The sequence below is a fragment of the Stakelama marina genome (genome assembly GCF_018122655.1).
GTDB classification, from domain to species: Bacteria; Pseudomonadota; Alphaproteobacteria; order Sphingomonadales; family Sphingomonadaceae; genus Sphingomonas; species Sphingomonas marina.
The window spans coordinates 323,372-338,482 of sequence record NZ_JAGRQC010000001.1 but is presented as its reverse complement, the minus strand read 5'-3'; the positions used below and the strand labels follow the sequence as shown (position 1 = coordinate 338,482).

The 15,111-nt window shown below is 60.3% G+C and carries 18 protein-coding genes and 1 tRNA gene; 10 read left to right on the top strand and 9 right to left on the bottom strand.

Features of this window, described 5'->3' with window-relative positions:
* Positions 1-236: 236 nt before the first annotated feature.
* Positions 237-1,169 carry a YihY/virulence factor BrkB family protein gene (locus J7S20_RS01575; protein WP_284052479.1) on the bottom strand — a complete coding sequence of 311 codons (933 nt, stop codon included), beginning with the start codon at positions 1,167-1,169 and terminating at the stop codon, positions 237-239.
* Positions 1,170-1,244: 75 nt separating this feature from the next.
* On the opposite strand from J7S20_RS01575, the gene J7S20_RS01570 reads away from it, so the two are divergent.
* Positions 1,245-3,461, top strand: a complete 2,217-nt coding sequence (locus J7S20_RS01570; RefSeq protein ID WP_284052478.1) for an adenosylcobalamin-dependent ribonucleoside-diphosphate reductase — start codon at positions 1,245-1,247, stop codon at positions 3,459-3,461.
* A 77-nt stretch (positions 3,462-3,538) separates the two neighbouring features.
* Here the strand turns inward: J7S20_RS01570 and J7S20_RS01565 are convergent, their stop codons facing one another.
* From J7S20_RS01565 to J7S20_RS01550, 4 genes are all read right to left on the bottom strand, one after another.
* The gene (locus tag J7S20_RS01565; RefSeq protein WP_284052477.1) at positions 3,539-4,939 is read right to left on the bottom strand and encodes an alginate export family protein; all 1,401 of its coding nucleotides are present in this window, start codon (positions 4,937-4,939) and stop codon (positions 3,539-3,541) included.
* Between the two features lie 274 nt (positions 4,940-5,213).
* Positions 5,214-5,585, bottom strand: a complete 372-nt coding sequence (locus tag J7S20_RS01560) for a phage integrase central domain-containing protein (protein ID WP_284053413.1) — start codon at positions 5,583-5,585, stop codon at positions 5,214-5,216.
* A complete protein-coding gene (locus tag J7S20_RS01555; RefSeq protein WP_284052476.1) occupies positions 5,479-5,748 on the bottom strand; it encodes an Arm DNA-binding domain-containing protein in 270 nt (89 codons plus the stop codon). The genes J7S20_RS01560 and J7S20_RS01555 overlap by 107 nt, the downstream gene beginning before the upstream one ends.
* Before the next feature lie 159 nt (positions 5,749-5,907).
* A tRNA-Ser gene (locus tag J7S20_RS01550) sits at positions 5,908-5,997 on the bottom strand.
* A gap of 137 nt (positions 5,998-6,134) precedes the next feature.
* Here J7S20_RS01550 and hspQ point away from each other — a divergent pair.
* The 6 genes from hspQ (at position 6,135) to J7S20_RS01520 (ending at position 9,638) form a co-directional block, all read left to right on the top strand.
* Complete coding sequence (hspQ, locus tag J7S20_RS01545; RefSeq protein WP_284052475.1) at positions 6,135-6,515, top strand: heat shock protein HspQ; 381 nt, start codon at positions 6,135-6,137, stop codon at positions 6,513-6,515.
* Positions 6,516-6,652: 137 nt separating this feature from the next.
* Entirely contained in the window at positions 6,653-7,075 is a 423-nt protein-coding gene (gene rplU / locus J7S20_RS01540; RefSeq protein WP_284052474.1) for a 50S ribosomal protein L21, read from the top strand.
* Between the two features lie 28 nt (positions 7,076-7,103).
* Entirely contained in the window at positions 7,104-7,373 is a 270-nt protein-coding gene (rpmA, locus tag J7S20_RS01535) for a 50S ribosomal protein L27 (RefSeq protein WP_284052473.1), read from the top strand.
* A gap of 171 nt (positions 7,374-7,544) precedes the next feature.
* Positions 7,545-8,099: a GNAT family N-acetyltransferase gene (locus J7S20_RS01530; protein WP_284052472.1), complete on the top strand. Its 555-nt coding sequence runs from the start codon at positions 7,545-7,547 to the stop codon at positions 8,097-8,099.
* Between the two features lie 108 nt (positions 8,100-8,207).
* Positions 8,208-8,738, top strand: coding sequence for a MafI2 family immunity protein (locus J7S20_RS01525; RefSeq protein WP_284052471.1), 531 nt, complete (start codon positions 8,208-8,210; stop codon positions 8,736-8,738).
* Between the two features lie 81 nt (positions 8,739-8,819).
* Complete coding sequence (locus J7S20_RS01520; RefSeq protein ID WP_284052470.1) at positions 8,820-9,638, top strand: DUF2711 family protein; 819 nt, start codon at positions 8,820-8,822, stop codon at positions 9,636-9,638.
* Positions 9,639-10,394: 756 nt separating this feature from the next.
* On the opposite strand, the gene J7S20_RS01515 is transcribed toward J7S20_RS01520, so the two are convergent.
* From J7S20_RS01515 to J7S20_RS01505, 3 genes are all read right to left on the bottom strand, one after another.
* Complete coding sequence (locus tag J7S20_RS01515; RefSeq protein WP_284052469.1) at positions 10,395-11,633, bottom strand: Shedu immune nuclease family protein; 1,239 nt, start codon at positions 11,631-11,633, stop codon at positions 10,395-10,397.
* 371 nt (positions 11,634-12,004) lie between these two features.
* On the bottom strand, positions 12,005-12,307 hold the full coding sequence (locus J7S20_RS01510; protein ID WP_284052468.1) for a HigA family addiction module antitoxin: 303 nt from the start codon (positions 12,305-12,307) through the stop codon (positions 12,005-12,007).
* The gene (locus J7S20_RS01505; protein WP_007014453.1) at positions 12,297-12,587 is read right to left on the bottom strand and encodes a type II toxin-antitoxin system RelE/ParE family toxin; all 291 of its coding nucleotides are present in this window, start codon (positions 12,585-12,587) and stop codon (positions 12,297-12,299) included. The genes J7S20_RS01510 and J7S20_RS01505 overlap by 11 nt, the downstream gene beginning before the upstream one ends.
* A gap of 115 nt (positions 12,588-12,702) precedes the next feature.
* Between J7S20_RS01505 and J7S20_RS01500 the strand changes: the two genes are divergently transcribed.
* A complete protein-coding gene (locus tag J7S20_RS01500) occupies positions 12,703-13,335 on the top strand; it encodes a tyrosine-type recombinase/integrase (protein WP_284052467.1) in 633 nt (210 codons plus the stop codon).
* 151 nt (positions 13,336-13,486) lie between these two features.
* On the top strand, positions 13,487-13,861 hold the full coding sequence (locus J7S20_RS16325) for a CPCC family cysteine-rich protein (RefSeq protein ID WP_430980890.1): 375 nt from the start codon (positions 13,487-13,489) through the stop codon (positions 13,859-13,861).
* Positions 13,862-14,025: 164 nt separating this feature from the next.
* On the opposite strand, the gene J7S20_RS01495 is transcribed toward J7S20_RS16325, so the two are convergent.
* The gene (locus J7S20_RS01495; protein WP_284052466.1) at positions 14,026-14,187 is read right to left on the bottom strand and encodes a hypothetical protein; all 162 of its coding nucleotides are present in this window, start codon (positions 14,185-14,187) and stop codon (positions 14,026-14,028) included.
* 299 nt (positions 14,188-14,486) lie between these two features.
* Between J7S20_RS01495 and J7S20_RS01490 the strand changes: the two genes are divergently transcribed.
* Positions 14,487-15,077 carry a TetR/AcrR family transcriptional regulator gene (locus J7S20_RS01490; RefSeq protein ID WP_284052465.1) on the top strand — a complete coding sequence of 197 codons (591 nt, stop codon included), beginning with the start codon at positions 14,487-14,489 and terminating at the stop codon, positions 15,075-15,077.
* Positions 15,078-15,111: the final 34 nt, after the last annotated feature.

Here is a 15,111-nt window from a genome sequence, read left to right as displayed (position 1 = left end):
CGGCGCTTCTACTAATCCTCGCCTGCGTCTATAATACGCGGCGAGCTTCTACGCGTTCCACAACTCGGTTATTTTTTTCGAATTGAATGAATCTCGCACGTTTAAGCGTACGACCCACTGTTCCTGTGCCGTTCAGTCGGAAGTCAGCCATTCTGTGACGATTGACTGGGTGCCTTTGCGCTAAACCTTCGGAAAGCGCCTCCGCGCTCGGACGGAGCGCGAATGTAGCGCAGGCGTCATTCGACCCCGCCGTCTCGCGCGTCGAGGCCGCTCCCCCATAAAATGGTCACCGCGGCAAGGCGCAGCCAGAGCAGAAGCACGATAATCCCGGCAAGTGCGCCATAGGTCGCGTTATAACTTCCGAAATTGGCGATATAGATGCCGAACAACGCCGTCGCGCCGACGAAAAGGATTGCAGCGGCAATCCCTCCCTTGCTGACACCGCCCCATGCCCGCGCCCGCACCCCGGCCGCGCGATAGATCGAACTGAACAACCAGCCGAGAACGACGAGCAGCAACAGCCATGCTGTCACCACGACGATCATCGCCCCGATTTGCGCCAGCGCGGGAAAGAAAGAACCGACCCCTGCCATCAAGGTGATCGCAGCGGCGGTCGCCGAGACGGCGACGAACAGATGAAGGGCGACGACAAAGGACCGCCAGTATCGGCGGACGAGCCCGACCGCGGGCGCAGCGGTATACAGGCCGATGCTTTGCACCAGCGCACCCGCTCCGCCCAGAACGCCCCAGAGCGCCAGGAGCAGTGCCACCAGACCGCCAAGATAACGCTGGCTGCCCGTACTGGCGAGAATGTTGTTCAGCAAACCTTGCAACAATTGCGCTTCGGACAGCGGCAGCCCGCTTACGAACGAGGTCAACAAGGCCTTTAGCGCCTGGGGAGTGAGCGCGACCGAATAAAGAAGGACAAACGCGGTCATCGCTGGCACGATTGCAAACATTAGAAAATAGGCGATCGTCCCGCTCAATAGAGCAAGTCCGGCACGCGCATCCTTCCGATCGGAAGGGATTGTTGTTGCGCGCGTGCGCTCATCACTGTTTCGGGCCACGGCTTCGTCCGTCGATGTTTTGCTCGATGTCCGAATGATTTGACGTGCGTAGCGGTTCCCTTGAACGCTTCGGACACCGCTCCCGCGCTGCGGAACGGGCAAGGCCTTTGAGGTAGATCAATCGGCCTTCCTGCGGCGCTTATTAATGCTCTCCGCTCGCTGAAACGGAGGGTTGCAATGGGATTCGACAATGCACTTGCTGAAGAGATCTGGACCGCGAAATATCGCTTTCGCCCGGCGCCCGACCAGGGCGACGCCAGCTTCGATCAGACCATCTCGCGCGTTGCCGCAGCGATAGCCGCGGTTGAGCGCGACGACATCCGCGACCTCTGGCGCGACCGGTTCGAGGATGCTCTGCGCGATTTTCGATTCATTCCGGCGGGGCGTATTCTGGCCGGCGCTGGCACAGAGCGCGCCGTCACGCTGTTCAATTGCTTCGTGATGGATACGGTGCCCGACAGCCTGGAGGGCATTTTCGCCCATCTCCGCGAAGCGGCGGTGACGATGCAGCAGGGCGGTGGCGTCGGCATGGACTTTTCGACGATCCGTCCCGCGGGCAGCGCCGTACATGGCGTCGCGGCAGAGGCATCGGGACCGCTCAGCTTCATGGATTGCTGGGACGCCATGTGTCGCACGGTCGAATCCGCCGGCCAGCGACGCGGCGCGATGATGGGGTGCCTCAGGATCGACCACCCCGACATAGAGAGCTTCATCGACGCCAAGCGCGACTCAGCGCGACTTAGAAATTTCAATATCTCCGTGCTGGTGACCGACGCGTTCATGAAGGCGCTGGCCGCGGATGACGATTGGCCGCTCGTCTTTGCAGGCCGCACGTACAGCACCGTGCGCGCCAGGGATTTGTGGGAAAGGCTGATGCGCGCCACCTACGAAACCGCGGAGCCCGGCGTCATCTTCATCGATCGCGTGAACGAGGCGAACAACCTTGCCCATTGCGAGACGATCAGCGCAAGCAATCCGTGCGGCGAACAGATGTTGCCGCCCTATGGCGCCTGCCTGTTGGGATCGATCAATCTGGCGCGACTTGTCGACCGACCCTTTGCGAACGACGCCACGCTGGATGAAGAGTTGCTCGGCGAACTCACCCGCACGGCGATCCGTTTCCTAGACAATGTGATCGATGTCTCGCGTTTTCCGCTGGAAGCGCAGGAACGGGAAGCGAGGAACAAACGACGTATCGGTCTTGGCATTACAGGGCTTGCCGATGCCCTGCTGTTTTGCGGATCGGTATATGGCAGCGGTCATGCGATCGAGCTTACGCGCCGCTGGCTGACGACCATCAAGCGCGAGGCCTATCGCGCATCGGCATTGCTCGCGAAGGAAAAGGGTGCGTTTCCGGCCTATGATGCTGCGATGCTTGAACGCCCCAATCTGGCCTCGCTCGACGAAGAGACGCGCGCGCTGATCGCGGAACATGGTCTGCGCAACGGTTGTCTGACCTCGATCGCGCCGACCGGCACCACCTCGATGCTGGCCGGGAATGTTTCGTCGGGAATCGAGCCTGTCTTTGCCTATTCCTACACGCGCCGCATCCGCCAGCCCGACGGGTCGAAGCGCGAACAGGCAGTAGAGGATTATGCGCTTCAGGTCTGGCGTCGCGAAAAAAATGACGAAACTCCGCCAGAATCGCTATTCGTGAGCGCCCAGACCCTATCGCCCTCCGATCACCTGACGATGCAGGCGACCGCGCAGGCTCTGATCGACAGTTCGATATCCAAAACGGTGAACTGCCCCGAAGACATCGATTTCGAATCCTTCGCCGATATCTACATCGAAGGCTATCATCTCGGCTGCAAGGGACTGACCACCTATCGCCCGAATGCGGTCACCGGCTCGGTACTCAGCGTCGCGACGGCGGAAGACACGCCGCCCGTCGTCGCCGAACCGCCTCTCAAACAGCGGTCCGATACACTCGATGGAACGACGTACAAGCTCCGCTGGCCCGACAGCGCACATGCGGTCTATGTAACGATCAACGATATCGAGACCGATGGCGGCCGCGAACCGTTCGAAGTCTTCGTCAATTCCAAGAACATGGAGCATTACGCCTGGACGCTCGCGCTGACGCGCATGATCTCCGCCGTGTTCCGTCGCACGCGCGACGTCTCTTTCGTTTCGGAGGAACTGAAGGCGGTGTTCGATCCGCGCGGAGGCGCCTGGATGCAGGGACGCTATGTTCCCTCGCTTCCCGCCGCGATCGGCGGCATCATCGAGCGTCATGTAGGCCCGCAGGATCATGCGGCGGCGCAGCCCCGGCATCATCAAGCGGCATCTGCTCCCGTTCCGAAGAGCTGCCCGCAATGCGGGGCCGCGGCACTGGTTCAGGCGGAAGGATGCGCGACGTGCGTCGAATGCGGATTTTCGAAGTGCGGTTGAACGATAAGGAACTGCAGTGCCGCGTGGTGCGGCACTGCAGTTCCGGTTGATCGCTGCCTTTTTGTGCGAAACCTCGCTCAGAAGGTGAAGGTGAGGTCGGTATAGGCGTAGCGGGTGGTTTCGCGGTTCTGCGTCGTCGGCGCGTATTTCAGGAAATCGCCCTTGAACAGCAGCGCGCCGCCGATCTCGAAGCGCAGATTCTTCATCAGCGGATAGCGGGCGCGGGCGAAGATCTGCTGCCCCGCATTGTGGCTCGGGCCGTTCCTGATGCCGCTGCGCCCGAACAGGTCGTTGGGCTGGGGCACCTGCATCAGGCGATAGGTCAGCCATACCCGCCCCTTGCCGGGCTTGGCGGACAGGTCGATCCCGGGCGCGAACACATTGGCGCGCGTCATCGGACCGTACAGTCCCGGCGGCGCGAAATCGGGAAAGATCGCGCCATAAAGCTTGTCGAACCGGGTGATTTTGTCGCTGTCGTCCTGGCCCGAGGCATAGTCGGCGACGAGCGCGACGCGCGGCGACATCGGCCGATCGAAGGTATAGCCGACCTCGCCGTGGAACGCCTGCGCCCAGACGTCGCGCGGCGTCGTATCGCCGGGTGCGGCGCTGCGGTGCGCGGTGCCGAACTGCAATATCGCCTCGAACTCGAAATCGCCCCTGCCGGGCGCCGGCGCCTTCATCAGCCGCGTGCCGGTGGTGTAGAGGTTGCGGTTCTTCGTCGGGTAACGCGGGCTGTCCTCCTCGTGGAGGTAATAGCCATAGCCTTCGATCGTCATGCCCGCGACGGGGCGCTGATAGAACAGCCCGGCAAACTGCTGGTCCAGGCTGTTGCGGTCGATCTCCACCGCATTGTCGTACACCTTCGCCGGGGTCCGCGGCAGGATCATCGTCGGCATCGTCCAGAACGCCGTCAGCGCACTGCCGTCGCTGCCCTTCCGGTCGACCCGCACGCCGAGATAGGCGTTGGTCGTGTTGCGAAAGCGCGGGCTGTTCACCAGCCGCCGCGAACCGAGCGTCATGCGCATCTGGCCGACCCTGACCCGCGTCTTCGACCCCGCGCCCAGCGCGCCGCCCAGATCATAATCGAGATAATATTGCACCGGTTCGAGCGCGTTGACCTCGCCCACGCGGACCGGGCTGTTGTCCGCCTCGCCATAGGTGCGCGAATCCATCACCTCGCCGACCAGCGTCAACGGGCCGCTGCGATATTTGGCCTCGACGCGCGTCTGGAACAGCGCGATATCCTCGTAATCGGGCCCTTTGGCGCGGAACTGCCCGTCGAGCAACTCGGCGCGCGCACGCACCGAACCTTCGATCGAGAATCCGTCATCCGCAGCAGCATTCGCCGCCTGTTGCGCAGAGGCCGCCGGGGCGAAACCCGCCGCTGCCAGACACAGGCAGAGCGATACCGGAAAACACCCCCTGGCGAGCAGGGAACGGCGAACAAACGAAGCCGGTTTGGCCGTGCAATGGGTCATCACTACTAACATCCTTACATGTCGGCACCGCGGCGCCGATGGCTGATCACACATCGCCTCCAAATCCCGCCGGTGCCGGCCATGCAGCGGAACGAAGATGGCGATGAGGCGCGGTATCACCCGCAAAACCGGCGGCGTTGACACAGGTCAAAGGCGTTCGCGCCGACGCGGTGGCGAGGTTCACGGCGTTGCTTGTATGGGGCGCAAGGCGATATCGCCGGGCAGAGCCGGCGACATTGAAACGACGGTCTGTCGAGCGTTCTTCGCCGCAAGGCTACGGCGACGACCTGCGCTCGAGCCCGCGGCATAATTGACCGGCCCGACCTCGAACAGCGTGCGCGACTGGCCGGCGGCGAGGTGCGCGCGCCGTCTCCGATTTGCTGAGCCATATCTCAGCCAGACCATTGCCGACCATCGGGCCAGTAATCTCGGAAACGCGGATGTTTCCAAGCGTCGAAAACGCAAACAGTTCGAGCGCCCGCAACCATTGCGCCTCATGCTTCTCGTTGCGCCAGGTCTTCTTGTTGACGGCGTGCACCTTAAGCGCCGCCGCGCGGAACGTCGGAATACCGCCCGCCTTCCGCTTCTCGAAAACCGGATCGAGCCCCTGCTCTACCCATGTTCCGAACTTCGCGCGCACGCTCACGCGCGCGTGCGAGCGTCACCTTCGAGGCACTGCCAAGCCCAATATCCCGGCGGCCATGTTTCTGCACCCGGCAGCTCCAACTCTTGGCGTCGGTAGTGCTGATGACAAGAAACAGCCCGTCACCGTCGCCAAGACGGCCGGTCCGCTTCGCCGGCTTTGACACCGGTCGGAGAAAGCGTTCCCATCCCGAAATTCTCCCACTTTCCCACACGCAACTTCGGACATCGACGAATGCGAGTGGATGCAGGGGTACGCGAATCACTCCCAAGCCCCAGAGAAAGCTGGCCTTTTCGATTCGCGATGGATGTTGAAAACAGGGTGGTGGCGGAGAGGGAGGGATTCGAACCCTCGGTACCCGTAAGGGCACAACGGTTTTCGAGACCGCCCCGTTCGACCACTCCGGCACCTCTCCGCAAGGCGATTCGCACCCGGTTGCGGGCCGTGATGGCCCCGTGGTGCTGGTCGGTGAGGGCGCGCCATTAACGGAATAGATCGCCCCCTGCAAGGTGTGTGCTTGTGCGAAATTGCGGAAACACTAAATTAAAGGGCATGGCAGGCGAACCCACCCCGTCCGATCCGTTCGACACCGGCGTACCGATGCCGCCGATTTCGCATGCGCGTTTCAATGTCGGCGATGTCGTGCGGCACCGTATGTACGATTTTCGCGGCGTGATCTTCGACGTCGATCCCGTCTTCGCCAACAGCGACGAATGGTACGACGCGATTCCGGAGGGCGCGCGCCCGCGCAAGGACCAGCCCTTCTACCATATCCTCGCCGAGAATATGGAATCGAGCTACGTCGCCTATGTCAGCCAGCAGAACCTGGTCGCCGACGATACCGACGAACCGGTCGACCACCCCGCGATCACCGGCCTGTTCGACGATTATGCGGGTGGCCGCTACCGCCTGCGCCGCGAACATCGCCACTAGGCCCGCGCGCGCCACGAAAATCCCGATTTTCCCATGGGCGGCGGTTGACAAGCCACGCTCGTTCGCATAGCTGGCGCCTTCATTTCCGCGCGAGAGTGGTTTCGCGCGGATACACGCATTTGGAAGTGAAGAGGGCCATGTTCGCAGTCGTGCGCACGGGCGGCAAGCAGTATCGCGTTGCCGCAGGAGATAAGATCGTCGTCGAGAAGATCGGTGGCGAGGCCGGAGATTCGGTCAAGCTGGACGATGTTCTGCTCGCCGGTGAAGGCAGCGACCTGAAGGCCGTGAAGGGCCTCAGCGTCTCCGCCGAGATCGTCGCGCAGGCGAAGGCCGAAAAGGTCATCGTCTTCAAGAAGCGCCGCCGGCACAATTACCGTCGCCGCAACGGTCATCGCCAGCAGCACACGATCCTGAAGATCACCGCGATCGGCGCCGAAAAGGCGAAGAAGGCGGAAGCCAAGGAAACCGAGGCCAAGGCAGCGCCCGCGCCCGCCAAGAAGGCGCCGGCCAAGAAGGCTGCGCCGAAAAAGGCCGCGCCCAAGGCCGACGACAAGGCCTGAGCGACAAGAGATTCGAGGAGTTTAGACAATGGCACATAAAAAAGCAGGCGGTTCTTCGCGTAACGGTCGCGACTCCGCAGGCCGTCGCCTCGGTGTGAAGAAGTTCGGTGGCGAAGCGGTCGTCGCCGGCAACATCATCGTGCGTCAGCGCGGCACCAAATTCTATCCGGGCACGAATGTCGGCATGGGCAAGGACCATACCCTTTTCGCGCTTACCGACGGCCGTGTGTCCTTCAAGGAAGGCAAGCTCGGCCGCAAATTCGCGTCGGTAGACATTATGGCGGACGCCGCCGAATAACGGGCAACCGACCGGGTTGCCCACCAGGGTGACCCGGGTTCCAGGACGGAACCAGCCAAAAAGGGAGACGGGTCACCCCGGCTCCCTTTTTTCGTGCTCCCTCCACCGCGGCCGTAGTCATCCTGTCACCAAAGACGGGCATGGGCGGACGCACCGACGAGGAGAGTGCCCATGTTCATGCGTACCCGGCGTCTCACGTTACGGCCCGGCTGGGCCGAGGACGCCCCCGAACTCGCCGCCGCGATCGGCCATCAGGACGTCGCCCGCATGCTCGGCCGCATGCCCTGGCCCTATTCGCTGAGCGATGCCGAAAGCTTCCTCGCGACCGAAAAGCGCGAAGGTGCCGGCTTCCTCATCTGTTCGCGCGAAGGCGACGATGCGCCGATCATCGGCGGCATCGGCTTCGGCCCGCATGACGATCGGCCGCACGAACTCGGCTATTGGCTCACGCCCGCGGCATGGGGCAACGGCTACGCCACCGAGGCGGGGTTGGCGGTGATCGAACTGGCCCGCGCGCTCGGCGTGCCGCGCCTGACCGCGGGACACTTCGTCGACAACCCGGCATCGGGCAAGGTCCTGCGCAAGCTCGGCTTCCAGCCCATCGCCACGCACAACCGCTATTCGCTCGGCCGCGATGCGTGGACGCCGTGCGCAGAATATGCGCTGCAACTGCGCAGCGAACCGGACCACGGCGGAGACGAACAGGATGCCCGGCTGGCGGCCTGACCCCTCACGGGTCGGGCCGCCCTGCCCCGCGGGCGGAGAATGAGGCGGCTGGCGCCATGCCCGGTAGCCTCCGGAATAATCGGCCGCTTTGCGCCCCCAATTCGGTCATTGCGGTTCGCCAGCCGATTGCCTGAAAGCGGACGGCGTTGCCAATCTGCCTGGGCGGCGGGGAAGTTCGACGATCCGGAACGGCAGCTTCGGAACGCGAAGAGGCATAAGCTGCCGTTCCAAGTGATCGACACCAGCGTCAGCAAACGCCCCATTAACGGTCATGAGGTGTCGATCGCGGACTTCCCGATTGCGGACATTCCGAAGGGCGTTACGATAACAGGCATGACGCCCGTAGCTGCCGATCTAAGGCTTTCAGCGCAGCGCGCCCTGCTAGGGGCGATTTACCCCGAAGTGCGCATGGTCAAGGTCCGGCGGGACGGTAACCGCATCATCTTGACCGCAATTTGCGAGAAGCCGTTCTCCGATAATGCGCTCGATGCTCTCTCTACGGCCGCCGCCGAAATTGCAGCGGATTTTCCCGAGTGCGATTTGGACGAATGCATCGTAGGTAGCAACGAGCCGCTTCCGCGCGAGGACGTATTAGGCGAGGGTTGGCTTTTTGAACGGGCAGAGCATCAGGTCCCCTGACGCCCCAAACCCGGACCTTCACTCTACAGGGATCAAAGCCCGAAAGCTGACATCACACCAGGTCAAAGTGTAGAGCGAGACATGGATAAGATTAATCGAGGCAAGTTTGGCCCGCCTGATGACACCCCGATCATGCCTTGGTATGGCGGCGTATATTCCCACGGGTTTGTTGCCCTCCATCCTTTTTTCATCGTGGAAGGGCTGGACCCGAATACCTGCGAATACGGGACGTTGGTGCTCGAACGGTCAAAGCTCCCCTCAGAACTCGGCTTGCTGGAGTGGATGGACGAAGAAGCGGATAAGCGGCGGGCTTGCAAAGAGATCAAGCCGGAAGGAGTCGATGGTCTGTCCAAGCGTTTCGGCCAACAGATCAGTTGGCGGACAATGTGTCAGCAGAATGATTTCACCAATCATTGCGAACTTGATCGGGCGCTTCGAACAAGCATCGGTGGCCTTCGACACGATCTCGCAGATAATGCCGCTTCGGATCGGCTTGCCTCATATTGTTCTAGGAATCGGATATTTCCGCCGAACGAAGGAAGCTTTCAGCCGCTGATGCAATCGAGCTTAGCGGGTGTTTTTCGACAGGCTGGCTTCCAAAGCGTTCTCGTCGGAGATGAGTTCGGTGATGACGAGCGATTAGTAGACATCGGTTTGATGGAGCGAGACGAACTCTGGGACGGTATGGCTGAGCTTCCGCAATATGGCATCAAGCGCTTAATCGCCCCCGATCGCTCGCTTTTCGCATGGGTTCACTGGGACAGCTTTTACACTATGATATTTGGGACGGATGAAGGGTTACACGGCCTAAAGATCAATCGGCTGTTTGAAGGCTTCTGGTGCTCCGATGAGACGAATACATATTGGCTGACACAAGCCTGTATTCCCCTCGTCGAGTAGATTGCGGACCGCCCGACAGCCGCAAAGATAGGTATGTCCGCTTTCCTGCTTGGCCTGCAAAAGCGCCCGGACCGCAACCCACCCGTCCCGGCCATCCAACGGTACTGACGGGTTCGATGAACGGACGGCAGCTTCCAGCGATCCGTTTCGCGGACTTCTACGTCGGGAATGTTCGCGGATAACGTCGCCCTCCCAACGCGACCGGTGAGGCACAGCTTTTCAAGATTTTAATCGGGTAGCCGCCTTTCCGGACGCGCCGACATTGCGGTTATCTATCTCATCCGTCATCGCTAGCGCGATCAACATGGCGTTTTGGAGGTGCTTCCAATGTCGCAGGCAGATAGGTTGGAGGCTCTGACCAAACTTTCAGTCGGAGCAGCACTGGCATTCTGGTACACGTATTTTATTATTGGCGTCGAACAGGCATATTCGCCAGCGCTACTATTGACGGTCGTTTGGGTGGCGTCGGACGTTCTTTCTAGATACCTCAAGAACAAGGAGGCTGCTTCGGATGACTAAATGTCGTTTCGCGCCCTCTACACTCGAACCGCTTGCGCCGATATAGTCGGACTTGGGCAAAAGCGCCCCCAACCCCAACATTGCCGCCAGGAATTACGCATCAGGCGCCACTGATAACCGGCCGTTCGATGTCAAATCGGCTCGCATGAATGAATGACCGCTATCAGAAAGCCTACTTGGCGCGGTGAACGACCGCTATGTCGGCGTTTCACCTCATATCTGGAACGCGATACTTGATCACGCTTCGCCGATCGCATCCAGTCCGTCATCCTTGCGGCGGCGAAGCGAGGCGAGGATGTTGTCGAGACGCCGCAGCAGGTCATCGTACGTGATAATGTCGATCATGTTGGCGTACTTGCGCTTGATGAGTTCGAGATCCGCCAGTTGTGCCGCGTTGAACGCAGGCGATCCGTCCTGGTTCTTGTCACGGCCGAGAATCAACATGGCCTTGGGATTGGTGATGCGGATTTGGAAATCGGGCGGCAACTTGGCCGAAAATTTCTTGGTCAGTTTCTCTTCGCTCGCCGGTCCGCCTTTACCCAAGTGGAAAAGGTATTTCTCGGCCTGCATGATCGTGCCCGAGAATTCGGCCGTCGGGACGTAATTGTCGCGATAGCGCGTCTTTCGTAGCAAGACGTCGGCGAACGGCTTCTTGATCTCGATGATGTCGATGTTGCCGTTGACGTCGACCAGAGCCAAGTCGATCTGCCGATGCGTGACGCGGCTAGGCTTTGTGTAACGGTCCTCGATCGGCACTTTCTCAAGAACCGCGATATACTTGGGGAAAATAAGCAGCAAGATTGCGACGAGTTGCGACTGCCATTCCTCCTCGCTCTTATCCCCGGCCTTAAGCCAAGTGCGCAGTGTCTCCCGCACCAGTTCGAACTTCTCAATCTCGGTCTCGATGAGTTCGTCCGCCCGCAGCGATGCCCGTTCTCGCCGCGCCGTTCGCTTGCTGAGGTAGGTCTCGTAGGCCCCGCGAAAATCACGCTGCGGCTCGATATATTCTCCAATGATGCCGGCGACTCGAGCTTCGGCATAGCGGTTCAACTCGTACGTGTTGGGAAACCGCTTAATCAAATCCTTGAAGACCTCGGCGGGGATGGCATCCTCGTGCGAACCGCCGACGATGATCGGTTCATCGGGCGATATGACCTTGGCGATCCGCTTGAAGATAGAAATGTCGCGCTCGGCGACGAACAGCTTGCGCCGCCAATCAATGCCAGTCCTAGCAATCCAGACATCGTTTTCTATGTCCAGCTTGCGACCCGCTATTCGATAGTAATTGCGCCCGCCCCGCGCCAGGCTGAAGCGATAGGTGAAACTGTCGATCTCGTGTTCGTCGGCATCGTCCGGCTCCTCGAGTAGGTCGCCGCGTTCGAAAGTGAAGACCTTACTTATCTCTACTTCACCGCGCTTCTTGATCTCCTCCCACACCCAAGTTCCGCCTTGGATGGTCGCCTCGTATTCGACCACGACGCTCGCCTTATTAAGCTTGAACTTGACCATTCGCTAAGTCACCTGCCCATGTGAAAAACGCTCGGCATCAATGTTCTGGCTTCGTAGGCGGCCGCCATGGAGTCCGCCGCTTTGATAGTCACGATGATATTGTTGCGGCCGCGCAGCGTTTCTTCCAAATCTCCGGCCTGTTTTATGCGGATTGATTACGAAAGCGTGACTTCTGTCGTCAAGAAGCACTCACCATTAGTTTATCTCTTGATGTCCGCGGCAGGCCAATGAACTGACGGTCGGCTTGCCTCCCCCGTTTCCTCCATACCAAACCGTGAACGAACGGCCGCTTTCAGGGTAGCCATTTCGAGGCTCGAACTTCCGCTTTGTTCGCGATGTCAGGCAGCTTTTGCGAGCTTCTCGACCTTGATGTCATTTTCGTGCTCGCGGGCCTGGGCCAGCTCATAGGTCGTCTGCATCCGCAACAGAGTGTCGGCCTTGATGCCGAAAGCCTTCTCAAACCGGATAGCCATATCGGCAGACAGGTTCGCATTGCCATTCAGCAAGGTGCTCAATGCCTGCCTCGATACGCCAAAATGCTCGGCCAAAGCCGTCACGCTGACCTCTGCAGGCTCCACGATTTCTGTCTTCAACCAGTCGCCCACGTGGACCGCGAGCGAAGGGTGCATCTTAAGCGCCATGATAATCCTCCAGATCCATATCGATTAGCGCGCCTTCATCATTCAAACCGAACGTCATCCGCCAGTTTCTCGTAACCGTCATCGACCAGCTTCCCTTCCGATCGCCAGTCAGCTCATGCAATCCGAAGTTCGGAGGCACCGACAGTTCTTCGAAGCTTTCCGCAGCGTCGATAAAAGCGAGCATCTTGCGCAGCCGCCCCGCATCTCCAACCAGGCCTTTGGCGTTGCCCGTCTCAAAGAAGCGGCGCAGGCCTTTGTGCCTGATGCTCTCTATTTCCATCGCTTGGATATAGCGGAACGCCGTGAAATCGTCAAGTGTCGCGCGACACATGTCGGAAGACGCGACGCGTGGATCCTATACTCGCGCTAGCCATCCCGGCCATCGGAGAACTATCATGGGACATTCAGACCTCGACCCGGCCATTCATTATCGGAGCCCTTGGAACGCAGGGAAAATAGTTGGGCCGAAGCGCCCGCTGAAGCCTCGCGATATCTGGGCGATCCGCTTCTATCTCGACGAACACAAACGTCTGCGCGACCGGGCACTGTTCGATCTCGCCATCGACAGCAAATTGCGAGGCTGCGATCTCGTCAAAATCAGGATCGGCGACCTGATGAGCGCGGGGTTATTTCGGGATCGCGCGACCGTCATCCAACAAAAGACCGATCGACCCGTGCAGTTCGAGATCATGATGGAAGCACGCAAGAGCCTGACGACATGGCTCGATCGGCGCGGCGGCACGATTCGCGACTTCGTATTCCCAAGCAGGAACGATTATCTCGGCCATTTGAGCACACGGCAGTACGCTCGTCTTGTCGACGAGTGGGTTTCAACGATTGGCCTCGACAAGCGGGAGTATGGCACGCACTCGATGCGCAGGACCAAGGCAGCACTGATCTACAAAGCCACAGGCAATCTTCGGGCCGTCCAGACCCTGCTGGGTCATACGAACATCGAGAACACGGTCCGTTACCTAGGCGTCGATGTGGATGATGCCCTGACACTGTCCGAACGGACGGAAATTTGACACTGGTTCCGGCTTCCCGAGGTCGCCGGGAAGCCGGTTCATCCATATGAACGATCGGCAGGTATCGGCGGGCGTTCTGACACAAAGAAGGGCCGCTTTGTTCCCGGAAACCGTCGGCTAACCGAGGCCGCGAGCGAAGGGCGGCATTTCTATGTTTATTGCCCGGAAGGTGCATTCTAAACCCGACCCCTTAGCGGACATAGCCAGACGCGCTATGAAGAGCGCTGAGCGAAACAGGGCGAAGAACATGGTCTGGCACAACGTCGTGAAGGATAGCGAGAAGGTCGCGAGCTATAGGTGCCCATGCTGTAGTCGCCTAACTTTGAAGGGCCGGGGCATGTTCGAGATTTGCCCTGTCTGTTTCTGGGAGGATGATGGTCAGGACGACCATGATGCAGACGTGGTGCGGGGTGGTCCTAATCGCACACTCTCGTTAGCCGATGCTCGCCGAAACTACTTGGCTGTCGGAGCGGCAGACCCAGTCGATCTACCTCATGTTCGAGTGGCGACCAGCGACGAAATATAAATAGCAAGAATGTCCGCATCCCACAACATTTCGGACGATTAGGTCACGCCAGGTGATGCCGATAATCGGCCGTTCGTTGTCGTATCAGCCCGCATGAATGAACGACCGCTAACGGGAAGTCGATTTGGTTGGCGCTACGTCTGCTTTGTTCGCTTTCCCGCCTGTCAGCGGTTGCGCTCTCGGCGATCAATCGCGAGGTCGGCGAGATACCACGCTAAACCGAGTCCGAGGGTGACCGTGAAAAATGCGAGCCAACCAAGGCGAAAACCGCCAGCGATGCCACCAGCTATGACCGGCATTGCGACGCCGACGACCTTCTTGCCCATGCCGGTCCCTTCAATGAGATTTCCAATCTAAGCACCGTGTCCGCTTTCAGGCAAGCCGTAGATGGCTCCGAAGGGCCGAGATGCGGCGAAAGCGGTCCGGCGCGTGGTTCAGCACTTACGGCAGCTTTCCCGCTTCGATCATCTGAAACCGGACAGTCAGCTGACGGCCCTTCGCCGACGGTGCGAAGTACGATCGCGCGTAACCAGCGACCGCGAAACATCCCTCTCCCCCTTTGCGTTCGCGGCGATTTTCCGTCACAAGCGGGCTTTGGAATAGCGGGTTCGCAAATCACACCAGCATGGCAACCATTCGCAAACGCCTGTCCCCCGAAGAATCGCGCATCGCCGCACTCGAAGCCGCCCGCAGCCTGTTGATCGAAGCGGGGCCGCAGGCGGTTACGCTGAAGGCGGTGGCGACGCGCATCGGGCGGACGCATGCCAATCTGCTCCACCATTTCGGGTCGGCGGCGGGGCTGCAAAAGGCGCTGATCGAAAGCATGGCGGACACCATCACCGCGAAGATCGGCGCGGCGGCGATGAAGGCGCGCGCGGGCGACCAGAACCCGCGCGAGGTCGTCGACCTGACCTTCGATGCCTTTGACAAGGAAGGCGCCGGCGCGCTGGCGAGCTGGATGATCCTGTCGGGCAATGAAGACGCGCTCGACCCGATTCTGGAGGCGATCCACCGCCTCGTCGACGAGCTTGCCGAGGGGCATAGCGAGCAGACGAAGCCGATCCACGAAGAAACGCTGCAACTGGTGCTGATGGCGCTGGGCGACGCATTGCTGGGCGGGCCGATGGCGCGCGCGCTGGGATTGCCGCGGGAAAAGGCGCGAGAACTGGCGTGCAACACCCTGCTCGCCGGTCGCCATTCTCCGGTCGCGGGTTAACGCAACACTGGCGAAATCGCGACGCTTCGCTAGA